Annotated in this window: 15 protein-coding genes, 1 tRNA gene and 1 pseudogene; 10 read left to right on the top strand and 7 right to left on the bottom strand. The window is 69.2% G+C overall.

What is annotated here, in order from left to right; genetic code table 11:
• The first annotated feature begins 20 nt into the window (after window positions 1–20).
• Together HS99_RS36650 and HS99_RS47395 are read left to right on the top strand one after the other, a co-directional pair.
• Window positions 21–94: transfer RNA gene (locus HS99_RS36650), tRNA-Met, on the top strand.
• 151 nt (window positions 95–245) lie between these two features.
• Window positions 246–392: a hypothetical protein gene (locus HS99_RS47395; protein WP_223886135.1), complete on the top strand. Its 147-nt coding sequence runs from the start codon at window positions 246–248 to the stop codon at window positions 390–392.
• 228 nt (window positions 393–620) lie between these two features.
• Here HS99_RS47395 and HS99_RS36645 read toward each other — a convergent pair whose 3' ends face one another.
• Window positions 621–2,234 (bottom strand): peptide chain release factor 3, encoded by a 1,614-nt coding sequence (locus HS99_RS36645; RefSeq protein ID WP_030283442.1) that lies wholly within the window; start codon window positions 2,232–2,234, stop codon window positions 621–623.
• 727 nt (window positions 2,235–2,961) lie between these two features.
• Here HS99_RS36645 and HS99_RS36640 point away from each other — a divergent pair.
• On the top strand, window positions 2,962–3,357 hold the full coding sequence (locus HS99_RS36640; protein ID WP_030290324.1) for a hypothetical protein: 396 nt from the start codon (window positions 2,962–2,964) through the stop codon (window positions 3,355–3,357).
• A gap of 363 nt (window positions 3,358–3,720) precedes the next feature.
• Here HS99_RS36640 and HS99_RS46000 read toward each other — a convergent pair whose 3' ends face one another.
• A complete protein-coding gene (locus HS99_RS46000; protein WP_157846518.1) occupies window positions 3,721–3,942 on the bottom strand; it encodes a hypothetical protein in 222 nt (73 codons plus the stop codon).
• Here HS99_RS46000 and HS99_RS44360 point away from each other — a divergent pair.
• Entirely contained in the window at window positions 3,941–4,171 is a 231-nt protein-coding gene (locus HS99_RS44360) for a hypothetical protein (RefSeq protein ID WP_141763887.1), read from the top strand. The two genes, HS99_RS46000 and HS99_RS44360, sit on opposite strands and share 2 nt — an antisense overlap.
• Before the next feature lie 132 nt (window positions 4,172–4,303).
• On the opposite strand, the gene HS99_RS45530 is transcribed toward HS99_RS44360, so the two are convergent.
• Complete coding sequence (locus tag HS99_RS45530) at window positions 4,304–4,465, bottom strand: hypothetical protein (RefSeq protein ID WP_157846519.1); 162 nt, start codon at window positions 4,463–4,465, stop codon at window positions 4,304–4,306.
• Between the two features lie 1,239 nt (window positions 4,466–5,704).
• Here HS99_RS45530 and HS99_RS36630 point away from each other — a divergent pair.
• Window positions 5,705–5,986 (top strand): helix-turn-helix domain-containing protein, encoded by a 282-nt coding sequence (locus HS99_RS36630; RefSeq protein WP_079184141.1) that lies wholly within the window; start codon window positions 5,705–5,707, stop codon window positions 5,984–5,986.
• 372 nt (window positions 5,987–6,358) lie between these two features.
• Here HS99_RS36630 and HS99_RS36625 read toward each other — a convergent pair whose 3' ends face one another.
• The 3 genes from HS99_RS36625 to HS99_RS36615 form a co-directional block, all read right to left on the bottom strand.
• On the bottom strand, window positions 6,359–6,739 hold the full coding sequence (locus HS99_RS36625) for a CBS domain-containing protein (RefSeq protein ID WP_050366934.1): 381 nt from the start codon (window positions 6,737–6,739) through the stop codon (window positions 6,359–6,361).
• A gap of 158 nt (window positions 6,740–6,897) precedes the next feature.
• Window positions 6,898–8,445, bottom strand: coding sequence for a DEAD/DEAH box helicase (locus HS99_RS36620; protein WP_030550949.1), 1,548 nt, complete (start codon window positions 8,443–8,445; stop codon window positions 6,898–6,900).
• Between the two features lie 370 nt (window positions 8,446–8,815).
• On the bottom strand, window positions 8,816–9,019 hold the full coding sequence (locus HS99_RS36615; RefSeq protein ID WP_035850027.1) for a cold-shock protein: 204 nt from the start codon (window positions 9,017–9,019) through the stop codon (window positions 8,816–8,818).
• Between the two features lie 509 nt (window positions 9,020–9,528).
• Here HS99_RS36615 and HS99_RS36610 point away from each other — a divergent pair.
• The 3 genes from HS99_RS36610 to HS99_RS36600 all read left to right on the top strand — a co-directional run bounded on the left by HS99_RS36610 (window position 9,529) and on the right by HS99_RS36600 (window position 13,241).
• The gene (locus tag HS99_RS36610) at window positions 9,529–9,756 is read left to right on the top strand and encodes a hypothetical protein (RefSeq protein ID WP_030290331.1); all 228 of its coding nucleotides are present in this window, start codon (window positions 9,529–9,531) and stop codon (window positions 9,754–9,756) included.
• A gap of 503 nt (window positions 9,757–10,259) precedes the next feature.
• Entirely contained in the window at window positions 10,260–11,345 is a 1,086-nt protein-coding gene (locus tag HS99_RS36605; RefSeq protein ID WP_030558003.1) for an integrase core domain-containing protein, read from the top strand.
• A gap of 789 nt (window positions 11,346–12,134) precedes the next feature.
• On the top strand, window positions 12,135–13,241 hold the full coding sequence (locus tag HS99_RS36600) for a tyrosine-type recombinase/integrase (RefSeq protein WP_141763886.1): 1,107 nt from the start codon (window positions 12,135–12,137) through the stop codon (window positions 13,239–13,241).
• A 67-nt stretch (window positions 13,242–13,308) separates the two neighbouring features.
• Here the strand turns inward: HS99_RS36600 and HS99_RS45525 are convergent, their stop codons facing one another.
• Window positions 13,309–13,485, bottom strand: coding sequence for a hypothetical protein (locus HS99_RS45525; protein WP_167344895.1), 177 nt, complete (start codon window positions 13,483–13,485; stop codon window positions 13,309–13,311).
• Between HS99_RS45525 and HS99_RS48620 the strand changes: the two are divergent.
• Together HS99_RS48620 and HS99_RS36595 are read left to right on the top strand one after the other, a co-directional pair.
• Window positions 13,475–13,609: pseudogene (locus HS99_RS48620) on the top strand (integrase core domain-containing protein); the annotation flags it as partial. The gene HS99_RS45525 and the pseudogene HS99_RS48620 overlap by 11 nt on opposite strands.
• A 339-nt stretch (window positions 13,610–13,948) precedes the next feature.
• A complete protein-coding gene (locus tag HS99_RS36595; protein WP_030290338.1) occupies window positions 13,949–15,094 on the top strand; it encodes a hypothetical protein in 1,146 nt (381 codons plus the stop codon).
• The last annotated feature ends 221 nt before the right edge of the window (window positions 15,095–15,315 follow it).

The raw sequence follows: 15,315 nt of genomic DNA, 5'->3' as shown, positions 1-15,315 counted from the left end.
CGTAGAGTCGGTGTCACCGACGCGGGGTGGAGCAGCTCGGTAGCTCGCTGGGCTCATAACCCAGAGGTCGCAGGTTCAAATCCTGTCCCCGCTACTACGCAACAAGGCCGGGCCCGTCGCACACAGTGCGACGGGCCCGGCCTTCGTGTTGGTTCGGTCAACAATCGATGGCGGTGTCGACCTCGATTCGTCAGCGGTGAGCGGGCCGTGATCATCCTGGCGCTTTGCCCGTAATTTCCCCGTTAATGGAACGCCGGGCATGCCGACGCGAACTCCTCGACCGGACGCTGATCTGGAACCAGCGCCATCTCCTGCACGTACTGCGGGAGTTCGAGGACCACTACATCGCCCACCGCCCCCACATCACGCACTCCACCAGGACACGTCACTGACGCCACGGCCCGTCCCGATCGCCGATCCCGGGCGGATCCCCCGGCTGGACGTCCGCGGACGCGACCGTCTCGGCGGCACCCTCCACGAGTACCGGCATGCCGCATGACCTGCACGGACTAACTCATCGGCAGCCACAGGGGCGGCGCGCGCCGGAAGACCCCCGGCAGGGGCCGCATCATGCGCCGTCCGCCGTGCCAAGCGGCGCCGCCGTGCCGAGAGGTCGGTGATCAGTCCGCCGTGGCGATCAGCGGCTGGAGCAGGACGTCGGGCTGGGCGCGCTGGAAGGCGTTCAGGTGCCACTTGTCGGCGAACAAGGCCAGCAGCACGTCGTCCGAGCGGCGGGTGAGCACCTCGCCGTTGGTCAGGCGGGCTTTGGCCAGGGCTGCGGCGCCGTCGGCGTCGGTGATCCGGGCCAAGCGGTAGGAGAGCTGGTCGAGGGCGATCGGGGAAGAGAACTCGTGCTCCATCCGGTGCAGGATCACGTCGAACTGCATCGGGCCGACCGCAGCCATGACCGGCGCCTGGTCGCCACGCCGGTCGGAGACCAGCACCTGGATCACGCCTTCCTCATCGAGTTGGGCAACGCCCTTGCGGAACTGCTTGGAACGGCTGATGTCCTTGGGCCGTGCCACCGCGAAGTACTCGGGGGCGAAGGCGGGCAGCGGGGGAAACTCGGTCTTCTTGCCGGTGTAGAGGGTGTCGCCGACCCGCAGCGCGCTCGCGTTGATCAGGCCGACCACGTCGCCGGGGTACGCGGTGTCGACCACGGTGCGCTCGGCTCCGAAGACGGTGTGCGCGTACTTGGTTGCGAAGGAGCGGCCGCTGGCCGCGCGGGTGACGTGCATGCCGCGCTCGAAGACGCCGGAGCAGACTCGAACGAAGGCGATCCGGTCGCGATGTGCCGGGTCCATGTTCGCCTGGATCTTGAACACCAGGCCGGAGAACTCCTCGCCGACCTCGCGGCTGCCGCCCTTGGCCAGCGGGCGGGGCCCGGGAGCCGGAGCGAGGTCGACCACGGCGTCCAGCAGGGGCTTCACACCGATGTTGGTCAGCGCGGCACCGAAGAAGACCGGGCTGATCTTGCCGGCCTCGAAGGCTTCCTGGTCGTAGCCGGGGCCGGAGGAGAGCACCAGCTCCAGTTCCTCCAGCGCGGTCGTCCAGGCTTCGCCCTCCTGCTCGGCGGCCTTCTCGGAGGTGAGCTGCTCCTCGAGGGCGGCGTGCGTGCCGGCTGGCACCTTGGTGTAGCGCAGCATCTGCTCGGTGTTCCCCGCTTCGACCAGGCCGCGCAGGTTGCCGGCGTTGCCGACCGGCCAGACGACCGGGACGGGGGTGATCCCGAGGTGCGTCTCGATGTCCTCGAGCAGGGTGAGTGCATCCCGGCCGCGCCGGTCCCACTTGTTGATGAAGGTGATCACGGGGACGCCGCGATGGCGGCAGACCGCGAAAAGCTTGCGGGTCTGCTCCTCCAGGCCCTTGGCCGCGTCGACCAGCATGATCGCGCAGTCGACGGCGGCCAGCACCCGGTAGGTATCCTCGGAGAAGTCGGCGTGGCCGGGGGTGTCGACCAGGTTCATCACGTGGTCGCGATAGCCGAACTGCAATGCGGCCGAGGTCACCGAGATACCGCGCTCGCGTTCCAACTCCATCCAGTCGCTGGTCACGCCGCGTCGGTCACCCTTGGCGTGCACCGCGCCGGCAGATGTGATCGCCCGCGCGTGCAGCGCCAGCGCCTCGGTGAGCGTGGACTTGCCCGCGTCCGGATGGCTGATCACGGCGAAGGTCCGTCGGCGGCCGGCCTCAAGAAGGACCTGCGGGACGGGGACGGACTGTACAGTGCTCACGTGTTTCCTCGGGTACGCATCGGCAGCAGGCCGGGTGACGCCTCTCCGTACCTGGTGAGCCGGGGATCAGGTCCACAGGCCCAGGAACCGATAATAGGCCGCCGGACGGAATGACCCCGAAATTCCCCTTTGTCGACTGCTGCCCCGGCACCAGCCGGGAAAACAGCCGAACTGCCTTCCCCTGATGGCCGACCACATCGCACCGCGCGAATGGACCGAGGTCGGCGAACGCGGACGCCGCAGCGTCCCCAAGACCAAGCTCGTGATCTTCCTCGGCGCGATCCTCGAGGACGCGACCGCACAGGAACGCCAGCTGTTCCTGTCGCATATGCCCGCCCCGCCCGGGTTCTGTGGCGCACCCTCGGCACCCGCCTCTACGGCCGCACCACCACCCGCGTCCGCCGGAGCAACACCGCGGTCCCACGGGCGTAGCGACCGATCCCGCCTGTGGGAGGGCGGACGCCAACCCTTCCACACGGCACCGGCGGGGAATCAAGGTGAGCAGGTCCGGCAACACCTGTATCCGGGTGGCCGTTTTCAGGGATCGCCATCACCCCGAACCACCGCGGCTGCGCCATGTCCGGGACCGGCTCACCACCAGGCCCCACCGCCCCGGTCTCCTCCACCTGAACGGTGGTAGAGACCGGCACGGCTCCAGCCTCGGATACCGTGTTCCTACACGGGGTGCCATAACGGATGTGGCGCCCCCTACGGAGGTAGCCAGCGTATGAGTTCCAAGCGCAGCCAGAATCCAGCCCTGCCCGTCCTCGACGACGCATACCGGCTCGCGTCGGTCAAGGACACCGAAGAGTCCACCCGCGACTTGGCCGCACGGCTGGCCACCACCGAGCTGCGCCGCGTCTCCCACCCCGGCCGGGTCACCTGGGATCCCATCGATCAGGCCGATCCCGTACCGGCCCCGCCGACTGTGGTCGACGGTGACGGGGACCTGTGGCTGCGGGACCGGGGCACCGGCACCTGGACCATGCCCGAGTTCGACCCGAAGACGTTCCCGGCCCGCTGTGGCGAGGTTCTGACGTGGAATCAGCTCGCCTGTGAGTACGGCCCGCTGACCGCACTGGCCAACGACCGCCACATCGGCGGCGGCCGCCGCCGCCGATGACCGCGCCGCCCTCTGAGTAGACCGCACCCCGGAAGGACACCGACGCGGCCCTGACAGTGGCCCTTCTCCCCGACCGGGCGCGGATCGGGCAACACGGTCCGGCGGTTGTCCTGGCCGTGCGCCCGCTTCGAGGTGTTGCGTGAGCCGGCGGGCAAGCGAACCGCCGCCACGGGATGCCTGACCTGACTGGTGATGCCCTGGGAGCAGGCCCACAGCAGCGGCCGAGGCGGAGCACACCTGCTCCCTGGTGGGGCCGCTGAGCTGCACTGATCTTCGTGGAGTCCTTGAAGCCTGGGTTACGGTCCAGGCGTAAGGAGAGCCACAGCAGTGCCAGCACCACGCAAGTACTCCAATGCCGCGTAGTTAACGTGAATCCGCAGGTTGCAAGTCCGCTTCGTGTAGCGGTTCTTGCTGGTCGGGCGGGGCCCAGTCGGGTGCAAGGATGTAGGTCACGGGGGCTGGCTTGAGGAGCATGCCCTCCTTGACCGAGCGGCCGAGTGCGGCGCTGACGCCGCGGTGGCTGGAGAGGCCCAGCTGCTTGGCGATCTCAGCCGCGCGCCAGGCCCGGTCGGGGTCCGTACGCATGATCTGGAGGGTCCGGTCGAGCGCCCCCGCCGTCCCCCTGGACGCCGGCCTCACCGCCCTTGCCCAGGTCGCCGCCGCCCAGGCCGCTCTGCCCCTCGAAGACCTGTGCCGGACCCTGGCCGACGCCCACCTCGGCGACGGCCGCGACGACATCGCCGTCCTCGCGCTGCGCACCCCGCCCGCCGGGCCGACCCACGGGACACCGGTGACACACTCCCGGGCCCGGTGAGAGGACGCACCCCGCCCGCGGGTCGGCCCGCTGCCGGCGCTCAGTGGTGGTCCCTGAGCGCCTCATCCGGGCCGCCTGCACCCGTGTCCATGATCTCGGCCGCTGCGCGGGAGTGCGGCGACCCGGCTCGGCCTATCGGGTCTCCGGCGGGCGGCCATCGTGCTGCCCGGTGGTGTCGATGGCATCGCGCAGGGCGGGCAGGTCCGCGATGGCGGCCTGCTCGGCGAAGCAGGCCAGCAGCCGGCGGAGGACCCGCTCGTCCCGGTCGCGGACGGCTTCGGCGATGGCCGCCACAAGCGACGCCTGTGTATGCGGGTCGGGGGTGCGCACCTGCCGCGCGGTTTGCCGCGCTTCCAGCGCTCGCCTCCTTCTCACTCGTCCTCCTGGCCGCCTTGTGCGGCGTCCTCCGCCCTGGCGCGACTGCGGCGGCCGACCGCCCCGCCCTGTGCGGGGCGCAGAATACCTCCCCGACCGGCATCGAAAAATCTATGCCAGCCAGAGTAGACATTGCCGCGCACCGTAGTTAGTGTTTCTCTCGTAGACGAGGTCAAGTGGTACCCGCCAGACATGAACTGGCGGGCAGCAGGACAGAAGTTCGCAGATAGGAACGGTTGCAGGGTCCTGAAGCCAGGGATGGTCCATCAAGGCGACAGGGTCGGCAGCCGGGCCTGGCGGCCCGCAGACATCAGGGATCGCCACCGAGCGGTACCGCAGTTCAGCAGGACACGCCGGGCAGGTGGGCGTGAAGAAGGTGACGCAAAAGGCGGCCCGGTCACGGAGTCACGGAGCCACAGCAGGTGCAGGACGGCGACGGGACTGGCGACCGGGCCAGGTGGCCCGCAGGCATCAGGGGCCGCTACCGAGCGGTACCGAGTTCGGCAAGTGCATTACCAGCAGGTGACGTCGAGTCAGGCAATACCGGCAGTCGCAGTACGCGGTATCCCAGTGAAGGCGCCAGGCTGCCGGCGCGCGTACTGGGAGTCCGGCAGCGGGGCTCCAGGCCGAGTGGTTGAGCAGGACGGGCCACGGGGCTGGCCGCCGGAACCGGCGGACCGCAAGGACCGCAAGGACCGCAAGGACCGCCACAGCAGTACCGGATAGTTGGCACTACCACGCAGTTCGCAGTACCAGCAGTTCAGCAGGTCGCAGTACCCGGAAGTTGGAAGTACCCGCAGTTCGCAGTAATTCGGTCAGTACAGAGGATGAACGGAGGGGACAGAGCGCCATCAGGATCGCCCGGCCCGTGAAGCATCAACCGGGCGGATTCCGAAGACCCCCAAGGCAAGGACGGTGGTTTCCGGTCACGCATACGCGATCCCCGCACGCCTCCACCCCCGGGGCGAGGCGGACACAAGGAAGCCGGCCACAGGGCCGACAGATGGTGTAAAACCCTTCGGGGCCCCGGGAGCCGAAACGGCCCCGGGGCCCCTCAGCGCGTCCACCGACACAACAAGAAGAGGTGCAGTGACCACAGCAACCATCCGACCGCACACCCCCGACTCCCTCGACGACGACGACTACCCCGCCTACACCATGGGCCGCGCCGCCGAGATGACCGGCACCACCCCCGGCTTCCTGCGCTCCCTCGGCGAGCATGGCCTCATCACACCGCTGCGCTCGGAGGGCGGACACCGCCGCTACTCCCGCTACCAGCTACGGATCGCGATGCGCGCCCGCGACCTCGTCGACCAGGGCACCGCCATCGACGCCGCCTGCCGCATCATCATCCTCGAAGACCAACTCGAAGAAGCGCTGCGCATCAACGAGCAACTGCGCTCCTCCCAGCACGGCCAGGAACCCGCCGCCGACACCTGACCCGCCCACCCGCCAGGGCGACGAGACCGGCCCGCGGTGGGCGACAGCCGCGCACCGCCGGCCGCCCCGGAGACGAGTCCCCGCTCTGGTGCACCGGACGACCGTCGCGCACCGTTCCGGCCGCGCGGCACCTGCCGCACCGGTCGCGGCCCTGCTGCACCGCCCCGGCGCCGACCAGGCGCTGTGTGAGTTCCACCCCTGCGGAAGCCGCTTCCGGGCCGCGGGATTCCGGGGGTCGTGTGAGGCCGCACCGACCTGCGCGTCCACTGCCCGGAGGGCCTCCCCTGGCGGGACACGGGGCCGAAAGCAGCGGTGAGGGATACTGCGAGCGGACAGGCCGATGGCCGGCGCGTCGGCGCCGGCGGGACGGTCCTAGAAGCTGAGTAGGCCGATTGCGTGGCCGTCATGGTCCACCACCGGCCAGACGTCCAGGCCTCGGGCGCGCATGGCAGCAGCCGCCGCGTCTGCGGGCATGTCGGCGGTGGCGAACGGGGCGCGGTCGAGGACGATGTCGCGCACCGGGGTCCGCTCGGTGTACCAGGAGCGGGCCTGGAACGGCGCGAGGTGCAGGCGCGTCAGCAGCCCCGCACAGCGGCCGTCGTCGTCGCGAACCAGGAGGTGGTCGACGCCGGAGCTCTGCAGGATGTCCATCGCCATGTCGACCATGACGTCGTCACTGACCTGCAGCTCAGGGCATGTCATGAGGTCGCCGACCGTGGCGGCGGTCTCGGTACGTTCGAGGGTAATGGTCATGGGCAGACTCCTTCGCGTATCCACCGCCGGGACCGACGGTAGGCAGAACGCTGACGGTGGGACGGCCGGCAAGTGCGCCGGAGCGGGCCGAGAATGCTGTTCGCTTGGTGAGCGGTGGAGCCGGGACCACGGCGGCAGTCCCGGCCCCCACGTACGCGCTAAGCGGCGAGGGCGACACGGCGCGGTGCCCGGCGGCGGCCGGAGGAGCCCTTGCTGTCGCGGCCCGTGGCGGTAGCGCGGGTGTCGACTCCCGCGTGGGGCGGGCGGCCGCGGCGCCCGCGGCTCGTGGACGCGCTGCGGCGGGGGCGTTCGACGACGGGGACGGCGATCACGGTCGGGATGCCCGTGGGCACCCGAGCGCCGGTGATGCGCGCCAGGTCATCGTCACCGGCGCTCACGCGGGTGGTGACGGGGGTGATGGCGGCCGTGGCCATCATGCGGGCCATCGCGCGGCGCTGGTTGGGCAGCACCAGGGTGACGACGGTGCCGGACTCACCGGCGCGGGCCGTGCGCCCACCGCGGTGCAGGTAGTCCTTGTGGTCGCTCGGCGGGTCGAGGTTGACGACTAGGTCGAGGCCGTCGACGTGGATGCCCCGGGCAGCGACGTTGGTCGCGATCAACGCGGTGACCTGACCGGTGCGGAACTGCTCCAGGGTGCGGGTGCGCTGCGGCTGGGACTTGCCGCCGTGCAGGGCGGCTGCCTTCACCCCGTTGGCGAGCAGGTCCTCCACCAGGCGGTCGGCGCCGTGCTTGGTGTCGGTGAACATGATCACGCCACCCTCGCGGGAGGCGATGTGTGCGATCGTGGCGGCCTTGTCGGAGTTCTGCACGTGCAGCACGTGGTGCTCCATCGTGCTGACCGCGCCTGCGGACGGGTCCACCGAGTGGGTGACCGGATCCTTCAGGAACCGCCGGACCAGGCGGTCGACGTTGCGGTCCAGGGTGGCGGAGAACAGCATCGTCTGGCCGCCCTCGGCGACCTGGTCGAGGAGCTCGGTGACCTGCGGCAGGAAGCCCATGTCGGCCATCTGGTCGGCCTCGTCGAGGACCGTGATGCCGACCTCGTCCAGCTGGCAGTCACCGCGCTGGATCAGGTCCTTGAGGCGACCGGGGGTGGCGACCACGACCTCGGCCCCTTGGTTCAGGGCGTGGGCCTGGCGTCCGATCGACATCCCGCCGACCACGGCCGCCATGCGCAGCCGCAGTGCGTGGGCGAACGGGGTGAGGGCGTCGGTGACCTGCTGTGCGAGCTCGCGGGTGGGAACCAGCACGAGGGCCAGCGGGCGGCGCGGCTCCGCGCGCCGGCCCGCGGTGCGGGCCAGCACAGCGAGGCCGAACGCGATGGTCTTGCCGGAGCCGGTGCGGCCTCGTCCGAGGACGTCACGTCCGGCCAGCGAGTTCGGCAGCGTGGCGGCCTGGATCGGGAACGGCGCGGTGACGCCCTGCCGGGTCAGCACCGACAGCAGCGCCTCCGGCATGTCCAGCTCGTCGAACGCTTCGACGGCCGGCAGCGCCGGGGTGGTGCTCACCGGCATCGCGAACTCGCCCTGCAGGGGGGAGCCCTGACGGGAGTTGCGGCCGACGGCGGGCCGGTCGCCGTAGAAGGAGCTGCCGCCGGAGCGGGATCCGTAGGAATTTCCGGAGCGGGCGGAGCCCGAGGAGCGGGAGTTGGTGTTGCGGTACGGGGAGCGACTGGAGCGGTTCATGGGAAACCTTCCTGGGGCGGCGCGTCACGAGGCGGCTCCGCAGCGCGGGGCGCCGGCAGGAGATCGCGAGGAACGGGCCGAAAGTATGGAGAGGGCGGGGCGTGGACGGTTGAAACCGTGCGGCACGTCACCTCAGGTCCGCGCTCACCGCGAAGGCAAGGAGCGAAGATCCTCGAACCGTGGGTGTCACGGCAGGGCGCCGATCCGGACGCGGCGCGGGACGTCTCGCGTGGGGATGGCCGCCGGTGGCGGAGCCAGGGGGCCTGAACGGCCGGGGATGTGCATCGTGGCGCAATGCCGAGGGGCCCGCACCGGGCATCATGTACGCGGTGCGGGCCCCTCGCTACCAGGCGGGTGCCGTGGCAAAAAACTACAGCGGACGAATGTTCTCGGCCTGCGGGCCCTTCTGGCCCTGCGTGACGTCGAACTCGACCTTCTGGCCCTCGAGCAGCTCACGGAAGCCGTTGGCGTTGATGTTCGAGTAGTGGGCGAACACGTCAGCGCCGCCACCCTCCTGCTCGATGAAGCCGAAGCCCTTTTCCGCGTTGAACCACTTCACAGTGCCATTAGCCATAAAAGAATCTCCTTCAAGGGGCTGTCCGAAACCCGCACAGCGCGGACTTCGAGTCGCCGCGATGAGCACCCACCCGGGGAAGAGCCGGGAAACAAAAAGGCGCCTGCGAAACATCAGCAGGCGCACACAAAGTTCATGGGAACCACTACTGCAACTAAAACTACTCTAGCAGGTCCAGGCCCGCGACGGGCGGAAATTCCACCCCCGGTTCTGCAGGGCCCTTCCCCCGGGACCGCAGGTCGCGAGGCAACATGACCGTCAACACACATGAGAAACAGCCTAGTTGGCCTGGAAGCTCTGCCCTCTCGACGCCCGCGCCCCACCCTCCTCGGATGGGCGAGCCCCACGGGCGCCAAGGACGGACCTGCCCCGCCGCGCCGGCCACGCAGCGCGCCCATCGGCGCCATCCGTGATCATTGCGGACGGCGTACGCGAAATTCCTGCCGTGGCTCAGAAATTAAGCGCACCAGAAGACCAGCTCCCGCGATTTTCAGCGCATACTGCAAGGAATGACACGATCTGTAGCAGTCCGCCGCATCCTGCCCACCAGCCCCTTCAAGGCCCGGATCGAAACGCCACGCAAGCACTTCACCGTCGGAGACCGCGTCACCCACGACACGTACGGCCTCGGCCGGGCCATCGAGGTCGAAGGAGACAGCGATATCGCGGTCCTCGTCGACTTCGGATCTCGGCGCGAAAGCATCACCCAGCCCTACGCCACCATGTACAAGCTCTGACCCGAGACCGACGCGGTTCTCTGAGGCGGAGGGTACGCGCGACGCCGAGCTGGCCGAGCGTCCCCTCCGAATCGCATGGGCGCCCGCCACAGCGCCTCTGATCTACCGGCCCTTGCCGACGCCATCACCCTCATCACGAGCGCGCCTCTGCGCGACCAGCTGTCGAAGGCGGTGGACGCAGCCCTGCGACGCACGCCGTGAGCAGTCCATCCGCCTCCGTCCGGTGCCCGGGCTCTCACCGCGAGCCGCAGGTCAATGGCCCAATTCCGCTTTGGTGATCGCATGGTGGTCGCAGCCAGTCATTCGGACGCGAAATCTGTAGCCTCCCCGAGTTGATCAAGGAGTGGGGACCGCAGGAGGTAGCTGACACCCACTCAGGCCCGCCGCCCGCTGGAACAGTCCACGCCGCGGGTTCCACGAGCATGCTGTGCCGTTCGGAAACTCATCGCTGCTACTCGGAGTGGATGTGGCGAGCCGTCACGACCTCCTGGAACCCTGTCCGAGTGATCGTCTCACTGGTCTACAAGGTGGCGCGGAAGCTGCTCGCGGTTCCGGCAGTGCTGCTGCGTCGGGACGCGGCCAAGGACGCCGAACTACTGGTGCTGCGGCATGAGAACGCGGTGCTGCGCAGGCAACTCACCGCACCAGTGCGGTACGAGCAGGCGGACCGGCTGTGGTTCACGGCACTGTCGTCGCTGATCCCCCGGCGCCGGTGGGCGCAGGTGTTTCCGGTGACGCCCGGGACACTGCTCGCGTGGCACCGAAGGCTGATCGCCCGGAAGTGGGACTACAGCAAGCAGCGGGGCAGGCCCGGCAGGCCGCCGACCGCGAGCGCCGTGAAGGCGCTGGTGTTGCGGCTGGCCAACGAGAATCCGCGTTGGGGCAGCCGTCGGATCCAGGGCGAACTGGTCCGCCTCGGGCATCCGATCGGCGCGACGACGGTCTGGGAGATCCTGACGGCGGCGGGCATCGATCCGGCCCCGCGCCGCGGTGGGCCGACGTGGCGCGAGTTCCTGACCGCGCAAGCCGAGGGCCTCATCGCCTGCGACTTCGTGCACATCGATCTGGTCGACCTGCGCCGGGTGTACGCGCTGGTGTTCCTCGAGCACGGCACACGGCGGTTGCACGTCACCGGAGTGACCGCCCACCCGACGGCTCCCTGGGCGGTGCAACAGGCGAGAAACCTCGCAGTCGAGCTGGACGTCCGGCTCGACTCACTGCGCTTCCTGATCCGCGACCGGGACGCGAAGTACACCGCGTCGTTCGATGCGGTCTTCGAGGCTGAGGACGTGGAGGTCATCAAGTCGCCGCCTCGTGCGCCGCGAGCGAACGCCCACTGCGAACGGGTCATCGGAACGCTGCGGCGCGAGGTCCTCGACCACCTGCTGATATGGAACGAGACTCACGCCCGGCAGGTCCTCAACACCTATGCCCGGCACTACAACCGCCATCGCCCACACCAGGCTCGGGGACAGCTCCCTCCCCTCGCCCAGGAGCACCCGGTGCCAAGAGCCGGCCTGGCCGCTCACCGGCTCCTCCGCGCGCGAGTGCTCGGCGGCGTCATCAACGAGTACCAATATGCGGCCTGACCAGCAGCGACGAGTTTCCGAACGGCACAAGATCGGACATACAGGCAGAGTGCACACATATGGCCACCAGCGCACGACGCCGAGCAGCATCAGGCCCCGGCACAGGACCGTGAAGCCGTGAGACGAATGTGAGAGGCACACCCCGGAACACGCCGAAGGCCGCCTCCTCGCGAAGGAGGAAACGGCCTCTGACCTGCGACAACGGAGAGAACTCCAGTCGGGACGACAGGATTTGAACCTGCGACCCCTTGACCCCCAGTCAAGGGGTTCACTTATTGTCAACAGTCGAGACCCTGAGGTCTCGGCCTTCCTGTTGCTCGACCACCATGAAGTGAAAGTGAATTGGGACTTCTCTGCGAAAGCGATGCCGCAGGCTGCTGACGGTGGCTCACTGTTTACTTTGCACGCAAGTGTCCGTTTCGGATCACCAGCGCCCATAGGCGCTCATCAGGTGCGGTCCCAAAATGGTCCCCAGACCGACTACCCCACCGCAGGTACTGCCTGTGATCGATATCTGTCGTGCTTTCAGCAAGCAGCGTCACGCCTGCCCGACTGTCCTTGCGCCGATGTCGTCAGCCGGCCCACGGGGCCGGCGTCTGCGGGCGGATCATGGTCGCTTACCCCCTGGCTACGGATGGTGATCTTCCGCGCGGTGTGTCGTCTTGAGCGTGTCTTCGCCAGATGGTTCTGACGTGCCTCGCGCACCGCCCAGCGCGCTCTGCCGCCACACCCGACGTGGCAGCCACTCTTGCCCAGAGTCACCATCCAGTCCGAGAGAAGGGGAAGCTCATGGGACAGCGTGCGCAGCGGGGTCGGGTCTACCGGCGGTGTGGTTGTACGGACGGGAACGGCAAGCAGCTGGGTCTGTGGTGCGTGCGGCTGCTCGAGGAGGCGGGTCACGGGTCGTGGACATACTGCGTCGACCTGGCCCCGGAAGAGGGCGAGCGCCGCACCCGCCGGCGCGGCGGGTTCGCCACCCGGGCCGAGGCGGCGCGGGAGATGAAGGCGGTGCTGGACGGTGAGTTGCGGGGCGTCTACGAGGACCGCCGCACCACGGTGGCGAGCTTCCTGCGCCAGTGGCTGGCCACGAAGAAGGAGGAGCTCGCCCCGAACACCTACGCCGGCTACGAGGCGCGCGTCGAACGAGACCTCATCCCCGCCTTCGGCCACTACCGCCTCCCGGACCTGCGCCCCCAGCACATCGAGCGCTGGATCGCCGCCCAGCGCAAGGCCAAGCGCGGCAAGGTCACCGTCTACAGAATCGTCTCCACCCTGCGCAACGCCCTCAACGCCGCCGTCCGCGCCTGGGGACTGCGCTACAATCCGGCCAAGCACTCCGTCCCGCCCAGGCCCCGCGCCGCCGAGCGCATCTGCTGGCCTCCCGAGCAGGCCGCGGCGTTCCTGCAGCAGGGTGTGGAGCAGTACGCGGACCAGCTGACCGATCTGTTCGAGGTCATGCTCGGCACCGGCATGCGCCGCGGTGAGGTTCTCACCCTGCACTGGTCGGACGTCCACCTCATGGACCGCAAGCTGTTCGTCCGCTGGACCCTGGCCGCGATCGACAACGGGAAGATTCATCTCCGGGAGCCGAAGACCGAGGCGGGCCGGGCCTGGATCAGCCTCTCCCCCAGGGTCATGGCCGCCCTCCATCGCCAGGCCGCGATCCAGAAGCGCCACACTGCGGCCAGCATCATGATCGCCGAGAACATCCCCATCGCCGTCATCTCCAAGACCCTGCGGCACTCCACCATCGCCACCACGATCAACCTCTACGGCCACCTCCTCAAGGACTCCGCCGACCAGGCCGTGCTCGCGTTGGCCCAGGCGCTCGACCGGGCCGCCGCCGGGCAGAGTCCGGTCCCCGGGCCTGGCGAGGTCCTCCGGCGGGCGGCGTAGCCACACGTCGAACGGCTTCGGTGCTGCGGATTGGATTCGGGTGGGGCGTCTTTGGCCGGGCTTCCGGTCAGAGACGCCCGAGCGTCGCGTCGGCAGCAGGGGTCTCATCCTCGTCGGAGTCCGGGCGGAGCACGTCGAGGAGGTCGTGCGCTGCCCAGTCCGGGAGGGTCATCGCCGGCGGGACCGACAGCCGGGCTTCGCGCCGGAGGGATCCCTCCTTGAAGGCTGAGGAAGTGGAGGTCATCAAGACGCCACCTCGTGCTCCGCGAGCGAACGCCCACTGCGAACGAGTCATCGGAACCCTGCGTCGAGAGGCCCTCGACCACCTACTGATATGGAACGAGATCCACGCCCGGCAGGTCCTCGACACCTACGCCCGGCACTACAACCGCCATCGCCCACACCAGGCTCGAGCACAGCTCCCGCCCCTCGCTCAGGCGCCCCGTGCCAAGAGCCGACCTGGCCGCTCACCGGCTCCTCCGCACCCGCGTGCTCGGCGGCGTCATCAACGAGTACCGATACGCGGCCTGACCAGCGGCGACAAGATTCCGGTCGGCACAGGCATCGACACCAACACGCCGCCCCGGGAGGTCCCCAACGGGTGCCACGATGGCGCTCGAACCCGTCACTGCCCCAAGCGAAGTGAGTCATACCACGACAGCAGGTTGATCGGTGATATGACGGAGTCGAGCTGGAGGTGGTCCGTCATGACCCGGTACTGCGTCGACCCTGTTCGACACGAACTCATCGCCACCTGGGGAACCGGCGAGGGCGACCTTGCCACCCGCATCGCCACCGTCCCGACCGGCACGGACCTCGCCGCGCTGTCCCGCCTAGCCGGTGCACTCACCCAGCTGTCGACAGCGGCCTGGCGCACCTACACCCACCCGGCCAGCGCCGCCGACTCATTGGAGGTCAACAGCGAGGGCTGGCGTCGGGAAGAGGAACGCAAGGCGTTCGACGAGGTCACCGCAGCCGTGACCACGCCGAACCTCCCCCAGGGCGGCTCGATGATCGTCGAGTACAGCCCGGTGCTGGAGAACGCGCACCGCGTCGGCCGCGCCCTCATCGCCCTGGACATCCCGGATTTGACCGAGGCGATCCGCGCCGAGACCACGGTGGAGCTGGCCGCCGTCGAGAGCGCCGAGCTCGGCGACCTCACCGGACGGGCCCAGCAGGCCGTGCTCCTCAGCCGCGAAGGCGCCTCCCCCGCCCAGGTCTCCGCCGCCGACCGGCTCCTGCAGGAGGACCCGTTCGGCCCGGCCGCGCTCTACTCCGACATCGACCCCACCGCCGCAGCCGTGGCAGCCGCCCACTGGCTCTACGCCGCCGCCGAAGCCGTCTCGGAGGCATCCGGGTACGCACCCACCGAGGTGATCCGGGAAGCGGACAACATCGAGGCACTCCCCCACGCGACACCCACCCTCGTCCTGGAACTCCTCGACAACGGTGTCTCCCCCTACGACGCCGTCACCGGGCTGGTGCGCCATGCCATGCGGGTCGCCGACGGCGTACTGCCCGACCCGGCCGCTGTCCGCGAGCAACTCGACGAGGACGAGGAGATGATCATCGAGTACGACGACGATTCCGAGGAGGCGGACGACGTGCTCACCGGTATCCGCCTCACCCCGCTGGACCCACGACGCCCCGCCCACGACCTCCTCGAAGACCTCCTCACCGGCATCAACGGCTGCTGGCTCCTCCACCAGGAATACGCTGAGGACGAGGATCGGGACGACGACGAGGAAGAATCGGACGACGAGACAGCCGAACGGCACCAGCACCACAGCCGCGCCCAGTTCGCCGCACTAGTCCGCGCCATCGCCGCAGACAACCGCGACCGACTCGTCTGACACCGCATCCACCCGGCAGCCGACGGCGCTCATACCCGGACCAACCGCCGCGCCAGGGTCGACTCCACCCCGTGACAAGCAGCTCCGAGCCCACCCCGACGGCTCGGCACAACCGCGTCAGCAATCAAGAGTGTGACGGGCAGCGCGTCAGCCATCCAGCCTCTTTGGCAACTCAGAGCGACAGCACCCAACCTGACGGCAATCGGACGGCAGCCTCCAGA

Origin of the sequence: Kitasatospora aureofaciens, assembly GCF_001188955.3 — a bacterium.
Lineage (GTDB): Bacteria > Actinomycetota > Actinomycetes > Streptomycetales > Streptomycetaceae > Kitasatospora > Kitasatospora aureofaciens.
Note: the sequence above shows the minus strand (reverse complement) of the source record. Positions and strands in the feature narration are given on the sequence as shown.

What these genes read in the sequence shown, in the direction of transcription:
- HS99_RS47395 (WP_223886135.1), top strand. Translation starts at nt 246, where the DNA reads ATGGAACGCCGGGCATGCCGACGCGAACTCCTCGACCGGACGCTGATC.
- HS99_RS36640 (WP_030290324.1), top strand. Translation starts at nt 2,962, where the DNA reads ATGAGTTCCAAGCGCAGCCAGAATCCAGCCCTGCCCGTCCTCGACGAC.
- HS99_RS44360 (WP_141763887.1), top strand. Translation starts at nt 3,941, where the DNA reads ATGATCTGGAGGGTCCGGTCGAGCGCCCCCGCCGTCCCCCTGGACGCC.
- HS99_RS46000 (WP_157846518.1), bottom strand. Translation starts at nt 3,942, where the DNA reads ATGCGTACGGACCCCGACCGGGCCTGGCGCGCGGCTGAGATCGCCAAG.
- HS99_RS36630 (WP_079184141.1), top strand. Translation starts at nt 5,705, where the DNA reads ATGGGCCGCGCCGCCGAGATGACCGGCACCACCCCCGGCTTCCTGCGC.
- HS99_RS36625 (WP_050366934.1), bottom strand. Translation starts at nt 6,739, where the DNA reads ATGACCATTACCCTCGAACGTACCGAGACCGCCGCCACGGTCGGCGAC.
- HS99_RS36620 (WP_030550949.1), bottom strand. Translation starts at nt 8,445, where the DNA reads ATGAACCGCTCCAGTCGCTCCCCGTACCGCAACACCAACTCCCGCTCC.
- HS99_RS36615 (WP_035850027.1), bottom strand. Translation starts at nt 9,019, where the DNA reads ATGGCTAATGGCACTGTGAAGTGGTTCAACGCGGAAAAGGGCTTCGGC.
- HS99_RS36610 (WP_030290331.1), top strand. Translation starts at nt 9,529, where the DNA reads ATGACACGATCTGTAGCAGTCCGCCGCATCCTGCCCACCAGCCCCTTC.
- HS99_RS36600 (WP_141763886.1), top strand. Translation starts at nt 12,135, where the DNA reads ATGGGACAGCGTGCGCAGCGGGGTCGGGTCTACCGGCGGTGTGGTTGT.
- HS99_RS45525 (WP_167344895.1), bottom strand. Translation starts at nt 13,485, where the DNA reads ATGACCTCCACTTCCTCAGCCTTCAAGGAGGGATCCCTCCGGCGCGAA.
- HS99_RS36595 (WP_030290338.1), top strand. Translation starts at nt 13,949, where the DNA reads ATGACCCGGTACTGCGTCGACCCTGTTCGACACGAACTCATCGCCACC.